Raw genomic sequence first — 14,553 nt, 5'->3', positions numbered from 1 at the left:
GGCAGCCGCCCTAGTGCACCAATTTCCTGAACGGTGCAAGGCCGGTTTGGTGAGCGGGACCGGCTGCGGAAACAGCACCGAGTGCACTAGTGCGAAAGGACCTCGATGACCGACGCGCCGTACCAGCGGATCGCAGCCGGGCTCCGGCGACGGATCCAGACCGGCAACCTGAAACCAGGCGACCGGGCCCCCTCGACCCGCGCCCTGATCCGCGACCACGGCATCGCGATGGCCACCGCGACAAAGGCCCTCGCCCTCCTTCAGCAAGAACGCCTGATCCACCCCCGCCCCGGCGTAGGCAACATCGTCGGCCCCCCACCCCGCCGCCCACCCACCCCAACCGCCCCCCGGAGGGCAGCAGGCTCGCGCGCCTCTGCTGGCATGGCCGCCTCGCAGGGTTCCGCCGGCACGATCGCCTCGCGCGGCTCCGCCACCTCCCGCGGTTCAGCCGACGCGGGCGCCCCGCGCGCCTCTGCCGGCAGCGGCACCTCGCGGGGTTCCGCCGGCGTCGCGGGGGCTCCGCGCTCTGCCGGAGAACCGGGGGCCCACCCAGGGGCCGTACGAGGTGCTGTCGAGCCCGGTGAGGAGTTTTTGAGCCGGGAGCGGGTGGTGCGGGTCGCTATCGCGATCGCCGATGCGGATGGCCTGCCGGCACTGTCCATGCGGCGGATCGCCGGTGACCTCGGCGTCTCGACGATGGCGCTTTACCGGTACGTCGGCGGCAAGGACGCCCTCATCCTGCAGATGGTCGAAACTGCGGTCGGCGATTTCCCCTTCCCTGCAAAGCGTCCCACCAACTGGCGCGACGGGATCGAACAGGCCGCCCGCCTGCAGTGGGCGGCGTACCGTCGCCACCTCTGGCTGCCGGGCGCCGTCACCCTCAACCGCCCGCAGCTACTCCCCAACCTCGCGATGCACACCGACGCCGTACTGCGATCCGTCGCCGGCCTCGGCATCGACGCCAGCACGGCGATGTACGCCGCGATTACCGTCTTCGGCTACGTCCGCGGCGTCGCACTCAACCTCGAACCCGAGGCCCAAGCCGAACAAGACACCGGCATGACCGCCGACGAATGGGCCGACCACCACGCCGATCGCCTCACCAACCTGATGCAAACCGCAGACCTCCCCGGCTTCCAAGCCCTCCCGAACGGCTTCGACTTCGACTACGACCTGGACCAACTCTTCGAATTCGGCCTGACACTCGTCCTGAACGGCCTGGCAACCACCCTCACGCCATGACCGGCACCCTCCCCTTCCCGCGCCCTCCCTCCGCCCCCGCCCTCCCTCGGTCCGTCGCGCCCGCACCTCCCTCCGCCCCTGCCCTGCCTCGGTCCCCTCCGCACCCGCACCTCCCTCCGCCCCTGCCCTGCCTCGGTCCCCTCCGCACCCGCACCTCCCTCCAGCCCTGCCCTGCCTCGGTCCCCTCCGCACCCGCACCTCCCTCCAGCCCTGCCCTGCCTCGGTCCCCTCCGCACCCGCACCTCCCTCCAGCCCTGCCCTCCCTCGGTCTCTCCGCCCTCCTTCCTTCCCTCAGGTGCCGGGCGTCTGGTGTTGGTCTGTAGTGGAGGCGCACCGCTACGCTGAGTGCTCGACGGATGAGGAGGTGGCGATGGCATTGGAGCCGGTGTTCGCGCCCGACGTACCGGTCGAGGTGCGGCGGTTGTTCGAGCGCAAGCCGGAGCTGTTCGTCCCGGCCGGGCAGCCGCGGCCGAAGCGGGAGACGTCCTGGTCGATCGCGCCGGGAGCGACGTTCGGTTCGTTGCTGGTCTGGCTCGCGATCTGCGTCGGCGGCTGGATCCTCGGGCTCATCATCTTCGCCATCACCCTGCCGACCGCCGTCGCCGCGTGGTCCGCGCTCGCGCTCGCCGTGGTCGCCGTCGTACTGACCGGCGGGGTCGCCGTCAGCTCAGCGGTCGAGAACCGCGGTCACAAGGCCGCGCGGCTGCAGCACGGCAAGTACCTACTGCCCGAGGACTTCGACGACGCGGCCGGCCGAATGCTCGGGCGCGCGCAGCGTGCGGTGAGAACGGTGCTCGGGGCAACGGTTTCCCAGCGCGGCCTGCTCGACGAGATGCAGAACGAATTGGTCCTCCCCGAACAGCTTTGGGACATCGGCCAGGTCCTGCACGAACAGTCCGCACTCCGCGCCCGCCAGCTCGAGATCGCCAGCGGAATGGCGACGGCCGAGCTCGAAGCCGTACTCGGTCCGCAACGCCGCGCGATCACCCGCTCGGTGGATGCGATCAAGCGCAAGGTCGAGCTGCTCGAGCAGTACGCCGACCGGGTCCGCTCGGCCGACGCAGCCCTCCGCGCCGAAGCGGCCCTGGAGGACGGCGACCGCTACATCGAACTCCTCGCCCGCACCGAACCAGTCGGCGACACCACCGTCGTCCAAGGCTTCGCCGACGAGGCAACCGCCCTCCGCGACACCCTCTCCCGCACCATAGAATCCGCCCGAGCCGCCGGCCGAACCCTCGCCCTCCCGGACTAACGCCTCCGCCCCTCCGCCCTTCGGCGCGCTCCCCTCCTCCGCCACCCGGGCGACACCTCTGCCCTCCGCCCTTCGGGCGCTCCCGCTCCTCCGCCTGTCCGGCGGCACCTCTGCCCTCCGCCCTTGCCCCGCCACCACCGGCGTTCCCGCCCCTCCGGCGCCACCACCGGCGTTCCCGCCCCTCCGGCGCCACCACCGGCGTTCCCGCCCCACCGGCGGCCCCCTCGCCTTCCCCTCCCCGGCACCCCGCCAACCCTGGCCTTCCTCGAGTAGTGCGGCACTAGGCTGCCGTCATGAGTCGGACTGTGGTTGTTGCGGGTGGGACTGGTGGACTCGGGTCGGCGGTGACGGCTGAGTTCCTCTCGGCTGGCTGGCGGGTTGTGGTGCCGGGTCGTAGCGAGGCGACGCTGGCGGAGCTCGGGCAGCACGAGGGATTGCAGACGCTGGTCGCGGACCTTTCCGATCCGGCGGGTGCGGCGCAGGTTGCCGAGGTTGCTGCCGCTGACGCGGGAGCGCCGGTCAAGGCTGTGCTCAACCTGGTCGGTGGGTTTGCGTCCGGAGCCCGGGTGCACGAGACGCCGGTCGAGGAGTTCGAGGACCAGCTGCGGCTCAATCTGCGGCCGATGTATCTGGTCACCCAGGCCGTGCTTCCGCAGCTGATCGCGGCCGGTGGGGGAGCGGTGGTCTGTACGTCGAGCGGTTCCGCGCTGAAGCCGTTCTCCGGGGCGGCCGGTTACATCACCGCGAAGGCGGGTGTGCTCGCGTTCGTCGATGCGCTCGCTGTCGAGTACGCGAAGGACAACATCCGCGTGAACGCCATCGTCCCCGGCACGATCGACACCCCAGCCAACCGCCGCGCCCGCCCGACCGCCAACACCTCCACCTGGACCCCGCCAGCCAGCATCGCCACCGTCCTCCGCTTCCTAGCCGAGAACGAAGCCCTAACCGGAGCCCACCTCCCGGTCTGAACCAACCCACTCCCACCCCCCCCGCAGTACGACGCCGCGCCACCTCGCAGTACGACGCCGCCCGGCGCCCCGCAGTACGAGGGGCTAGTTCTTGCGTTCTTCAATCAAGAGCGCTACCCCGGCGAGGATGCGGTCGAGGCCGAACTTCAGGGCGTGCTCGGAGTCGATCGGTGCCTGGTGCTGTTCGCCTGCGGCCGTTCCGACCCGCCCGGCGACCGGAAACCGCTCGGCCAGGGCTCCCATGTACCGCGCGAGCGCAGGCCCCGTCGTGAGCCACCACTCCGCGTCGGTCAGACCCGACTCGCGCTGCGTGGCGAGGTGCTCGGCCGCCGTCCGCGCCGTGCCGTGCACATGCGTGATGATCAGATTCAGCGTCGAATCCATCTCGACGTCGGTCAGTCCGACCCCGTCCAGCGGCCGGAGTTCGGCCTCGTACTTGAGCGTGATGTTCGGCCCGAGCGCTGACCGGACGGCCGGCACGTCGTGGATCCACGGGTGCCGCATCAGCACCTCCCAGTTGCGCTTGGCAACGAACTCCATCGCGCCGCGCCAGCCGCCCGGTTGCCGCGCCGGCTCGTCGACATCGCCGTACAGGTCGCCGTAGACCGAGTCGAACATCAGCACGGTCAGCTCGCCCTTGCCCGGCACGTGGGTGTAGAGCGACATCGTGCCGGCCTTGAGCTGCTCGGCGACCAGCCGCATCGAGACCGCTTCCAGCCCGTTCGCGTCGGCCAGCTCGATGGCCGTGTCGACGATCGCCCGCAGCGTCAGCCCGGACCGGCCGGGCTTGGTGTGGGTGCCCCAGAGCAGGGCCAGGCTGCGGGCCGGATCGGCCACGGCGGTCTTTTTTCCAGGCACGGGAACAAACCTTAGCCGGTCGTCGTTGAGCTGATCAGTATCGAGTCGTACGGTGTACGGTACAGTCTACGGTTCAAACTGCAAGAGGGGATGGAAGTGGCAGAAGGCGTGATCGTGGCAAGCGAAGTACGCAAGAACTACGCCGGCGGGACGGAGGGGGCGGGCCTGAACGGGTTCGACCTCGAGGTCGCGGCCGGCACGGTGGTCGGCCTGCTCGGGCCGAACGGGGCCGGCAAGACCACCGCGGTACGGATCCTGTCGACGCTGCTCGAGCTGGATTCCGGCGAGGCGACGGTCGCCGGGTACGACGTACGCCGCCAGGGTGCGGAGGTTCGGCGGCGAATCGGCCTGGTCGGGCAGTACGCGGCGGTCGACGAGATCCTCACCGGGCGGCAGAACCTGGTCCTGTTCGGCAGGCTGAACCATCTGTCCCGCCCGGCCGCGGTCCGGCGGGCGGACGAGTTGCTCGAACGGTTCGCGCTGACGGCGGCCGCGGATCAGGCGGTCGCCAAGTACTCCGGCGGGATGCGCCGGCGGCTCGATCTGGCGGCGAGCCTGATCGTCGCGCCGGCCGTGCTGTTCGTCGACGAGCCGACGACCGGGCTCGATCCGGCCGCGCGGATCGAGGTCTGGTCCGCGGTCCGGGACCTGGTCGACGGTGGAACGACGGTGTTGCTGACCACGCAGTACCTGGAGGAGGCGGATCGATTGGCGGACCGGATCTCGATGCTCAAGGCAGGCAAAGTCGTTGCCGAAGGCACCCCGGACGAGCTGAAGGCGGAGCTCGGGGCCGACTGGCTGGATCTGCTGCTGCTCGACCCGGCCGACGTCCCGCGAGTGCTGGCGTTGGTGGAACGGCTGGCCGACGGCGAGGTCCGCGTCGACGACCTGCGGGTCAGCATCCCGGTGCGGGATCGCACCCGGGCCTTGGTGGACGTGGCGACGTCGTTGCGGGAGGCAATGATCGAACCGGAGGACATCACCTTGCGGCGGCCGACGCTCGACGAGGTCTTCCTGCACTTGACCACGACGGAGGTGGCGGTATGACGAACCGTTTCGGCTGGGCTCTCGCCGACGGCTGGACGATCGCGCGGCGCGATCTGACGCATTGGCGGATGCAACCAGGCGTGGTCATCTTCAAGTGGCTCTTCCCGGTCCTGATGCTGCTGATGTTCGGCGCCCTGCTCGGCGGCGCGATGGAACGCCCCGAGGGCCAGTCGTACTACGAGTTGCTGGTGCCCGGGATCTTCGCGCTGGCCATGCTCTTCGGACTCGAAAGCACGATGATCGCGGTCACCGAGGATGCGTCGAAGGGCGTCACCGACCGATTCCGCTCGCTGCCGATCAGCTCGGCCGCGGTGGTGCTCGGCAGGTGTATCGCCGACCTGCTCGACTCGATCGTCACGCTCACCGTGCTGGTGGTCACCGGCCTGGCGTTGGGGTGGCGCTGGCACGGCACGTTCGCGGCGGCGCTCGCCGCGTTCGGGGTGCTGTTGCTGCTCCGCTTCGCCTTGCTCTGGGTCGGAATCTTCATCGGTCTGGTGGTGAAGAACGCGCAGAGCATCAGCATGGTCCAGGTGCTCGTCTGGCCGATCGGATTCCTCTCCAGCGCCTTCGTCGGCACGTCCACGATGCCGTCCTGGCTGGGGGCGATCGCGCAATGGAACCCACTCTCGCTCACCGCGACCGCTGCTCGATCGCTCTTCGAGAACCCCGATACCGCACCCGCATCCTGGATCGGCGACCACGCCCTCCTGGCGGCGCTCGTCTGCCCGCTGCTCCTGACCGCCGTCTTCCTGCCGCTGGCCGCGACCCGCTTCCGGAACCTGTCCCGCTGACTCGCAGTACGGGGGTGTGAACCCTCCGCGAAATTTGACCAACAATCGAACCTCTGTGCGATCCTAGGGCCATGGGGAGCAACAGGCGATATCCGCGGGAGCCGCCGCCGGACAGCCGGCGGCGGCACTGCTGGGTGCTCGCCACAGCGCACGAGCGAGGCCCGTGGCCAGGCTTGATCCTGGAGTGGCGGCGGAACAACTCCGATGACTGGATGGCCCGGGTCGTCTACGTCCCGAATCCGAAGGAGGCCAAGTCGGTGGAGGCCTGGTTCGCCGCCGGTCTGCTCCGCCCGCTCGAGCCTCCACGCGCCCCGTCCCGGGTGCCGCCGGGGCAGGTCGACTTCCGGTGAAGTAAACCGATCGGCGCTCAGTGGCGTCTGAAGAAGTGTGCGTCTTGGGTACTGGACGCACACTGGTATCGGGCGCTGACAGGGGAGATATGGGGAGTCGATCACGCGCGACCCGTGCGAAGGGTCGTACTGCGGGGACGGGTCATGCCCGGTCCCGGAGCGTGTCCGGCTCGCTCGGACTGACCCTGCTCAGCGCTCTGCTGCCGGGCGTCGGCCTGATTATCGGCGGCCGCCGGCGGCTTGGCGTGTTCGTTCTCACCCTCACCCTGGGTCTGCTGGGGCTCGTCGTGTACGTCGGGCTGACGCGTCGCGACGAGGTTCTCGCGGCGGCGGTCGTGCCGAGCCGGTTGTTGATCACCAGCGTCGGTATCGGTCTGCTCGCGCTGCTCTGGATCATCGTGATCGTCGGCTCGCACCGGTTGTTGCGCCCGGCAACGGGTGGTCCGGCGGGACGGGCGCTTGGTGCGACGACGGTCGGGTTGCTCTGCTTCGCGATCGCGGCGCCCGCTGCCGTCGGCGTACAGAATGTCCTCGCCCAGCGGTCGCTGGTCCAGAACGTGTTCCAGTCGCAGGGGGACAGCAAGAGCGCAACCCGGCCGAGCACGGTCAACGTGAAGGATCCCTGGGAGGGTAAGCCCAGGTTGAACCTGCTGCTGCTCGGCGGCGACGACGGCAAGGGCCGGATCGGCGTCCGCACCGACACCGTCATCGTGGCGAGCATCGACACCCAGACCGGTGACACCGCGCTGATCTCGATGCCCCGACAGCTCACCTTCATGCCGTTCCCGGAGGACTCGCCGCTACACAAGTTCTACCCGGACGGCTTCGGCCAGGAGGGGCTCAGCCTCGAAGGCCGGCTGGAGTGGATGCTGACCGCGATGTACCAGAACATCCCGGACGCACACCCCGGCATCCTCGGCCCGTCCGACAACCAGGGTGCCGACGTGGTGAAGCAGTCCGTCGGCGAGGCCACCGGACTGAAGATCGACTACTACCTGCAGGTGAACCTGCAGGGCTTCGACGAGATCGTCGACGCGCTCGGCGGGATCACCGTCAACATCAACGAGAAGGTCGCGATGGGCGGGGAAAGCAGCACGCACACCCCACCCGGCCAGTGGCTCCACCCGGGTCCGCAACAGCACCTCAACGGCTTCCAGGCGCTGTGGTTCGCGCGCGGGCCGGTACGGCGCGGACGACGACCAGCGGCAGATCCGCCAGCGCTGCGCGATCAAGGGGATCGTCGATGCCGCTGATCCGTCGACCCTCGTCACGAAGTACCAGGCGATCGCGAAGGCGGGCAAGCACCTGCTCCGGACGGACATCCCGCAGGAGCTGCTGCCGGCGCTGGTCCAGCTGGGGCTGAAGGTGAAGTCCGGCACGGTGTCGAACGTGTACCTGGATGTGTCGAAGCTGAAGCTCAAGTACCTGCACCCCGACTACGAGGGTCTGCGTGAGACGGTCCAGAAGGCCCTCGAGGCCAAGCCGTCCGACGCCCCGGCGACGCCGAAGACGCCCGCGACCCCCGGCAAGTCGACCACCCCCGGGAAGTCGGTCACCCCACCCCCCACCGAGAACCTCAACGACGCCTGCGCCTACCACCCCACCGGCGACCAGGCCGACAGCTGAAGCCGGAGCGGACCCGGGTAAATGTGGTGTGTCGATCTGCGGATGACCTGCTCGACGTGAGAGTAAGTGATCGACAGATTTCGACGAGGGAGTACAGCGATGCGCTACATGATCATCAACAAGGCAGACGAGAACACCGAGGCCGGGCGGATGGTGAGGCAGGAGGTCGCCGAGGGTGTCGGCAAGGTGGTCGAGGATCTGTCCAAGGCCGGCGTACTGCTGTTCGCCGAGGGAGTGCATCGGAGTTCGCTCGGTGCGCGGGTGAAGGTCGCAGGCGGTAAGCGGACAGTGACGGACGGGCCGTTCGCCGAGACCAAGGAACTGATCGGCGGCATCATCGTCGTCGACGTCCGCACCAAGGACGAAGCAGTCGAGTGGGCTGCCCGCCTGGCCGAAGCCCTCGACGGCGAAATCGAGGTCCGCCGCGTAGTCGAAGAAGCCGACTTCGCCCCCGACTCAGACCTCTTCCAGAACTAACCGCTAGCCCCCGGAGCCCGGCCGACCGAGCTCTGGGGGATCCCCACGTACGTCCTGCGTCGGCGCTCCCGCCCTGGGATCGCCGCTCCTGCGTCGCGGCTCGGGGATGTGCCGACGCAGCTACTGCGTCTGTACACCCCACCCCACCCACCCCACCCGCCCGATACGCCGCCTCGCTTCGCTCAGACGCGGTGCTTCCCCTCCTCCTGTCGGGGTTGCCCCATCGGCATACCAGGGAGGGAACCCCGACAGGAGGGGCGAACCCCCATATCAGTGGGTTGAGCACATCCAGCCCATCGGCGTCGCCCGATCGCCGGACCGGTCGGCCGGCACCCGGACACGCCCGCCTCCGCCCGCAGTACGCCGTCGTCATCTTGGCGGTCGGCGAACCCACTTTGAGGGGTTGGCCCCTCGAAGTTGGGTTGCCTGTGGAATCCGGGTGGGTAACCCCCACTTAGTGGGGTCAACCCCTCGAAGTTGGGGGTTCGCCACAGCGGATCTGTGGGTCTGGTCCAACCGGGCTGGGGGTGCGGATCAGGGAGGGGGCAGGAACCGCGGGTGGTCCGACGACGGGTTTTGGCTGGTGCGTGTGGAGAGCCACCGAAGAGTGCGTGTGACGAGCGACGGAGGAGGTGCGTGGGAAGGCAAGCTTGCCGTGACCCCAACCGTGCTGTTCTATCGGTCGGGTGACGGTTACGGACACTCACGGGGCTATTGACGCGGTCTGGCGGATCGAGTCGGCGCGGATCATTGCCGGCGTCGCGCGGATCGTGCGGGATGTCGGGTTGGCCGAGGAGTTGGCGCAGGATGCGTTGGTGGCTGCGTTGGAGCAGTGGCCGGAGTCCGGCGTACCGAGTAATCCCGGCGCCTGGCTGATGGCGATCGCCAAGCGGCGGGCGATCGACCTGATCCGGCGCAAGGAGACGTACCAGCGGAAGCTGGTCGAGATGGGGCATCAGCTCGAGATCGACGGCGACAGCGTCGAGGACGATGTCGAGGCGATCCTCGAGGACACGATCGAGGACGACCTGCTCCGGCTGGTGTTCACCGCCTGTCACCCGGTGCTGACCACCGATGCTCGCGTCTCGCTGACGCTGCGGCTGCTCGGTGGGCTGAAGACCGACGAGATCGCGCGCGCGTTCCTGGCGCCGGAGTCGACGATCGCGCAGCGGATCGTACGGGCCAAGCGGAATCTCGCCAAGGCGGAGGTCGAGTTCGAAGTACCGACCGGCGAGGAGCTGGTCAACCGGATGTCGTCGGTGCTCGAGGTCATCTACCTGATCTACAACGAGGGGTACTCCGCGACCGCCGGTGACGACTGGATGCGCCCGACCCTCTGCAACGAGGCGATGCGGCTCGGCCGGCTGCTGGCGGAGCTGGTGCCGGACGAGTCCGAGGTACACGGCCTGGTCGCCCTGATGGAGCTACAGGCATCGCGGGCCAACGCCCGGGTCGGCCCCTCCGGCGAGCCAGTTCTTCTGCTCGACCAGGATCGCCGCCGCTGGGACCGGCTGCTGATCCGCCGCGGCCTGGAGAGCATCGACCGCGCCTGGTCGACCGAGGAACCACCTGGTCCGTACCTGCTGCAAGCGGCCATCGCCGCCTGCCACGCCCGCGCGGCCGAGGCCGAGGACACCGACTGGCCGCGCATCGCAGGCCTGTACGCCGTACTCGCGCAGGTGACCCCGTCGCCCGTGGTCGAGCTCAATCGGGCGGTGGCGATCTCGATGGCGTTCGGGCCGGAGCGGGGACTCGTCGCGGTGGACGCGTTGCTCGATGAGCCGACGCTGAAGGAGTACCACCTGCTGCCGAGCGTGCGAGGTGACCTGCTGTTCAAGCTCGGCCGCCTCGACGAGGCTCGCGCCGAGTTCGAACGGGCCGCGGCGATGACCCGCAACGAGCGTGAGCGCGCCTTCCTCCTCGACCGCGCGGCCGCCTGCTGACGAAACTCACTGCGGCCTGCTGAAGAAACCGCACGGCAGCCTGCTGAAGAAGCTTCGAGAACTTTGTCGAAAGCGACGTGATCCACTCGACGCAGGGGTGAGACCAGGTGAATGGCACCGGGTCCGATCGGTTGAGGAGCTCACGATGGACAAGGTCACTTCGGCGGACGGCACTGCGATTGCCTACGACCGGTTGGGCGACGGGCCCGCGGTCGTCCTCGTCTGCGGCGGTTCCGTGGACCGGTTGTCGAACGCCCCGCTGGCCGCGCTGCTGGCGGAGAAGTACACGGTCTACAACTACGACCGCCGGGGCCGCGGCGACAGCGGCGACGCGGAGGTCTACGAGATGGAGCGCGAGTTCGAGGACCTGGATGCGATCTTCGCCGTTGCCGGCGGCTCGGCTCACCTCTACGGGACCTCGTCCGGCGCGGTGCTCGCGCTCCTCGCGACCGCCGCGGGCCGGCCGGTGAACCGGCTGGCGCTGTGGGAGCCGCCGTTCATCCTCGAAGGCACCCGCGAGCGCCCGCCCGCGAACACGGCGGACATCTACCGCGACTTCGTCGCCAAAGGCCGCCGCGACCAGGCAGCGGAGTACTTCATGGCCGAGGTGGTCGGACTGCCGCCCGAGTTCGTCGAGATGGCCAAGGCATCGCCCTGGTGGCCGGCTCAGGAAGCGATCGCGCACACCCTCGCGTACGACGCGACGGTGATGGGCGACTACTCGGTTCCGACCGAGACGGTCGCGGCCGTCGCAGTACAGACGCAGGTACTCACCGGCGGCGCTTCGGACGAATGGATGCGGCTCGGCAACGAAGCCGTGGTCAAATCATTGAGCGACGGCAGTCACCGGACGCTTCCCGGTCAGCAGCACAACGTCGACGCCGCAGTACTGGCTCCCGCGCTGAAGGAGTTCTTCGCATGAACACCATCACTTCGAACACAGTGAGATCCAAGGACGGTACGACGATCACGTACGACCGGGCCGGTGAAGGGCCCGCCGTCGTCCTCGTCGACGGCGCGCTGTGCAGCCGGGCGCAGGGTCCGATGCCGGACCTCTCGAAGGAACTGGCCTCGCACTACACCGTCTACAACTACGACCGGCGCGGCCGTGGTGACAGCGGCGATGCGAAGGTCTACGAGGTCGAGCGCGAGATCGAGGATCTCGCAGCTGTGATCGAGGCGGCCGGCGGGTCTGCGTACGTCTACGGCACCTCATCCGGCGGTGCGCTCGTACTACGCGCTGCCGCGGCCGGGCTACCGATCAGCAAGCTGGCCGTCTTCGAGGCGCCGTTCGTGGTCGACGACAGCCGCAAGCCGATCCCGCGGACCTGGGCCGCCGACATGCGCGCGCTCGCGGACGCGGGCAAGCGGGGCGACGCGATCAAGTACTTCATGACGAAAGGCATCGGACTGCCGGCGATCGTCGTCACCCTGATGAAGCTGATGCCGGCCTGGAAGGCGATGAAGGCCGTCGCCCACACCCTCCCGTACGACGCGGAGCTGGTCGGCGAGAACGCGTTCGGCAAGCCGCTCGACGCATCCCAATGGGCCGGGCTGACCATGCCGGTCCTGATCGCGGCAGGCGGTAAGAGCCCGGCCACGATGCGTACTGCGATCAAGGCCCTCGCGGACGCCGTACCGGGTGCCGTGCACCAGGAGATCCCAGGGCAGACCCACATCATCAAGGCGACGGCGATCGCGCCGGTGCTGACCGGCTTCTTCGGCGGCGCGTGATGAAGTTCCGGACCAGACTCCTCGGGACGACGAAGGTCGGGATCGAGGTTCCGCCCGACGTGATCGAGGCGCTCGGCAAGGGCAAGAAGCCGCCGGTCGTGGTGACGATCGGGAGCCACAGCTACCGCAGTACGGTCGCGGTGATGGGCGGCAAGTTCATGGTCGGGGTGAGCGCGCCGAACCGCGAGGCCGCCGGGGTCGAGGGTGGCGACGAGGTCGATGTGGAGCTGGTGCTCGACGCCGCCGAGCGAGAGGTCGCCGTACCGGCGGATTTCGCGGCCGCGCTCGACGCGGAGCCGGCGGCCCGGAAGTTCTTCGACGGGCTGTCCTACAGCCAGCGGAGCTGGTTCGTGCTCGGGATCGAGGAGACGAAGAAGCCCGAGACCCGGCAGAACCGGATCACCAAGGCCGTCGAGCGCCTCGCCGGCGGCCGCGGCCAACGCTGACCCGAGCGGCGGCGCGGTCGAGATGGCGATCTACGGCCGGCCGAGCGATACGTCGTACGGGCGACCGCTTTGCGTCCGAAGAAGGGGTGGGACCCACCAGTTCTTCGGACGCAAGAGGTCGTCAGGTGATCAGCCGACGGTGATGAGACCGCCCGCGTTGCTGCGGGCGGCGTCGAAGCGCGCGGCCGCGTCCGCCCAGTTCACGACGTTCCACCAGGCCTTGACGTAGTCCGGCTTCACGTTCTTGTACTGCAGGTAGAAGGCGTGCTCCCACATGTCCAGCATCACGATCGGGATCTGCCCGGCAGGCAGGTTGCCCTGCTGGTCGTACAGCTGGTGGATCAGCAGGTTGCCCTGCAGCGCGTCCCAGCCCAGGATCGCCCAGCCGGACCCCTGGATGGTGGTCGCCGCGGCGGTGAAGTGCGCCTGGAAGGCGTCGAACGAGCCGAACGACTCGTCCAGCGCGGCCGCCAGCTCGCCGTCGGGCTTGTCGCCACCGTCCGGGGACAGGTTCTTCCAGAAGATCGAGTGGTTGACGTGGCCGCCGAGGTTGAAGGCGAGCGTCTTCTCCAGCCCGACGATGGAGCCGAAGTCGCCCCCCTCGCGGGCCGCGGCCAGCTTCTCGAGCGTGTCGTTGAGACCCTTCACGTAGGTCGCGTGGTGCTTGGAGTGGTGCAGCTCCATGATCTCGCCGGCGATGTGCGGCGCGAGTGCGCCGTAGTCGTAGGAGAGTTCTGGCAGCGTGTACGTGGTCAACTCTGCTCCTTCGTCAGGGCCCGGGGGCCTAAATCTGCGGTGTCCTCGGACAGCGACACCAGCTTGAAACTTCAACCACGGTTGAGGTCAAGTCACCGCGCCGGAAGACTGCCCGTCGCGGGTTACCCAACCTGTGCCCGGCAGTGCCCACTTCACACAGCCACCCCGGTCACCCCTCCAGCTTCACATACTCGCCCCCTCGATCCACGCGAGAGGTCACCGGTCTCACCTCAGCCTGTTGACCACTCAGGCTGAGGTGCGCCGCGGCCGCGTGCTACCTGACGTCGAGGACCAGCTTGCCCCGGGCGCGTCCGCTCGCCTTCCGCTGATGTGCCGCAGTGGCCTCGGCCAGCGGAAGACTGCTCGACCTGGACCCGCGCCCCGACGGCCTCGACCGGGGCCGCGATCTCGCCGAGCGCGAACGGCGGGTCGCCGAGGGCGCCGGCCATCCCGTGCCCTGCTACGAAATCGCCTGACTGTCGCTTCAGTTGCAGGTCGGCTGCTCGGCTCGAACCACTAGGCTGTTGTTTGAAAGTCGTACAGCATGAGAGGTGCATCTTATGAGTCCCGTAGCAGCCCGTACTGCGGCACGGAGCCGGCGGCGGCTGGCCACGGAGATCAAGGACGAACTGCGGCAGTTGAGTAATCAGCTGTCGTTGCTGAACCATCAGGTTGGCGCGCAGTTGGAACTCAAGGATGTCGACCTCGACTGCCTCGAGCTGATCACCCGGCACGGACCGATGAGCCCGACCGCGGTGGCCAGGCGGGCCGGCCTGCATCCCGCCACGATGACCGGCATTCTCGACCGGCTTCAGCGCGGTGGCTGGATCAGCCGCGATCGGGATCCGGAGGCGAGCGATCGCCGGGCCGTCGAGGTTCGCGCGCTGAAGGACCGCAGCGCCGAGGTCTTCCAGCTCTACTCGGGGATGAACGGCACGATGGACGCCCTCCTCGCCGAATATGCCGACGCCGACCTGGAGCTGCTCGCCGGCTTCCTCCGGCGTACGGCGGAAGCGGGCCGAGCCGCGACGGAGACTCTCGCCGACGGCTGAGCCGCGCTGAC

16 protein-coding genes are annotated in these 14,553 nt (G+C 68.8%); 14 read left to right on the top strand and 2 right to left on the bottom strand.

The window, feature by feature from the left end; translation table 11 throughout:
• Nucleotides 1–105: 105 nt before the first annotated feature.
• The 3 genes from F1D05_RS13835 to F1D05_RS13825 all read left to right on the top strand — a co-directional run bounded on the left by F1D05_RS13835 (nucleotide 106) and on the right by F1D05_RS13825 (nucleotide 3,462).
• Nucleotides 106–1,242 carry a TetR/AcrR family transcriptional regulator C-terminal domain-containing protein gene (locus F1D05_RS13835; protein WP_246486672.1) on the top strand — a complete coding sequence of 379 codons (1,137 nt, stop codon included), beginning with the start codon at nucleotides 106–108 and terminating at the stop codon, nucleotides 1,240–1,242.
• 370 nt (nucleotides 1,243–1,612) lie between these two features.
• Entirely contained in the window at nucleotides 1,613–2,494 is an 882-nt protein-coding gene (locus F1D05_RS13830) for a hypothetical protein (RefSeq protein WP_185448075.1), read from the top strand.
• 293 nt (nucleotides 2,495–2,787) lie between these two features.
• Nucleotides 2,788–3,462, top strand: a complete 675-nt coding sequence (locus F1D05_RS13825) for an SDR family NAD(P)-dependent oxidoreductase (protein ID WP_185448074.1) — start codon at nucleotides 2,788–2,790, stop codon at nucleotides 3,460–3,462.
• Nucleotides 3,463–3,546: 84 nt separating this feature from the next.
• Here F1D05_RS13825 and F1D05_RS13820 read toward each other — a convergent pair whose 3' ends face one another.
• The gene (locus tag F1D05_RS13820; RefSeq protein WP_185448073.1) at nucleotides 3,547–4,320 is read right to left on the bottom strand and encodes a TetR/AcrR family transcriptional regulator; all 774 of its coding nucleotides are present in this window, start codon (nucleotides 4,318–4,320) and stop codon (nucleotides 3,547–3,549) included.
• Between the two features lie 90 nt (nucleotides 4,321–4,410).
• Here F1D05_RS13820 and F1D05_RS13815 point away from each other — a divergent pair, with 90 nt between their 5' ends.
• From F1D05_RS13815 to F1D05_RS13775, 10 genes are all read left to right on the top strand, one after another.
• Nucleotides 4,411–5,367: an ATP-binding cassette domain-containing protein gene (locus F1D05_RS13815; RefSeq protein ID WP_185448072.1), complete on the top strand. Its 957-nt coding sequence runs from the start codon at nucleotides 4,411–4,413 to the stop codon at nucleotides 5,365–5,367.
• Nucleotides 5,364–6,158 carry an ABC transporter permease gene (locus F1D05_RS13810; RefSeq protein ID WP_185448071.1) on the top strand — a complete coding sequence of 265 codons (795 nt, stop codon included), beginning with the start codon at nucleotides 5,364–5,366 and terminating at the stop codon, nucleotides 6,156–6,158. Before F1D05_RS13815 ends, F1D05_RS13810 begins: the two co-directional genes overlap by 4 nt.
• A gap of 71 nt (nucleotides 6,159–6,229) precedes the next feature.
• Nucleotides 6,230–6,508 carry a hypothetical protein gene (locus tag F1D05_RS13805; RefSeq protein WP_185448070.1) on the top strand — a complete coding sequence of 93 codons (279 nt, stop codon included), beginning with the start codon at nucleotides 6,230–6,232 and terminating at the stop codon, nucleotides 6,506–6,508.
• Nucleotides 6,509–6,669: 161 nt separating this feature from the next.
• The gene (locus tag F1D05_RS13800) at nucleotides 6,670–7,761 is read left to right on the top strand and encodes an LCP family protein (RefSeq protein WP_246486671.1); all 1,092 of its coding nucleotides are present in this window, start codon (nucleotides 6,670–6,672) and stop codon (nucleotides 7,759–7,761) included.
• A gap of 127 nt (nucleotides 7,762–7,888) precedes the next feature.
• Nucleotides 7,889–8,134, top strand: a complete 246-nt coding sequence (locus tag F1D05_RS40190) for a hypothetical protein (protein WP_246486670.1) — start codon at nucleotides 7,889–7,891, stop codon at nucleotides 8,132–8,134.
• A 99-nt stretch (nucleotides 8,135–8,233) separates the two neighbouring features.
• Nucleotides 8,234–8,611 (top strand): YciI family protein, encoded by a 378-nt coding sequence (locus F1D05_RS13795; RefSeq protein WP_185448069.1) that lies wholly within the window; start codon nucleotides 8,234–8,236, stop codon nucleotides 8,609–8,611.
• Between the two features lie 686 nt (nucleotides 8,612–9,297).
• On the top strand, nucleotides 9,298–10,554 hold the full coding sequence (locus F1D05_RS13790; protein WP_185448068.1) for an RNA polymerase sigma factor: 1,257 nt from the start codon (nucleotides 9,298–9,300) through the stop codon (nucleotides 10,552–10,554).
• 145 nt (nucleotides 10,555–10,699) lie between these two features.
• Nucleotides 10,700–11,476 carry an alpha/beta fold hydrolase gene (locus F1D05_RS13785; RefSeq protein ID WP_185448067.1) on the top strand — a complete coding sequence of 259 codons (777 nt, stop codon included), beginning with the start codon at nucleotides 10,700–10,702 and terminating at the stop codon, nucleotides 11,474–11,476.
• Nucleotides 11,473–12,288 carry an alpha/beta fold hydrolase gene (locus F1D05_RS13780; RefSeq protein WP_185448066.1) on the top strand — a complete coding sequence of 272 codons (816 nt, stop codon included), beginning with the start codon at nucleotides 11,473–11,475 and terminating at the stop codon, nucleotides 12,286–12,288. The genes F1D05_RS13785 and F1D05_RS13780 overlap by 4 nt, the downstream gene beginning before the upstream one ends.
• Complete coding sequence (locus tag F1D05_RS13775) at nucleotides 12,288–12,734, top strand: YdeI/OmpD-associated family protein (RefSeq protein ID WP_185448065.1); 447 nt, start codon at nucleotides 12,288–12,290, stop codon at nucleotides 12,732–12,734. Before F1D05_RS13780 ends, F1D05_RS13775 begins: the two co-directional genes overlap by 1 nt.
• 129 nt (nucleotides 12,735–12,863) lie before the next feature.
• Here the strand turns inward: F1D05_RS13775 and F1D05_RS13770 are convergent, their stop codons facing one another.
• Nucleotides 12,864–13,490, bottom strand: coding sequence for a superoxide dismutase (locus tag F1D05_RS13770; RefSeq protein ID WP_185448064.1), 627 nt, complete (start codon nucleotides 13,488–13,490; stop codon nucleotides 12,864–12,866).
• Nucleotides 13,491–14,050: 560 nt separating this feature from the next.
• On the opposite strand from F1D05_RS13770, the gene F1D05_RS13765 reads away from it, so the two are divergent.
• Complete coding sequence (locus tag F1D05_RS13765; protein ID WP_185448063.1) at nucleotides 14,051–14,542, top strand: MarR family winged helix-turn-helix transcriptional regulator; 492 nt, start codon at nucleotides 14,051–14,053, stop codon at nucleotides 14,540–14,542.
• Nucleotides 14,543–14,553 lie beyond the last annotated feature (11 nt).

It is taken from the genome of Kribbella qitaiheensis (assembly GCF_014217565.1).
GTDB classification, from domain to species: domain Bacteria; phylum Actinomycetota; class Actinomycetes; order Propionibacteriales; family Kribbellaceae; genus Kribbella; species Kribbella qitaiheensis_A.
This window is presented reverse-complemented; position numbering and strand designations above follow the sequence as displayed.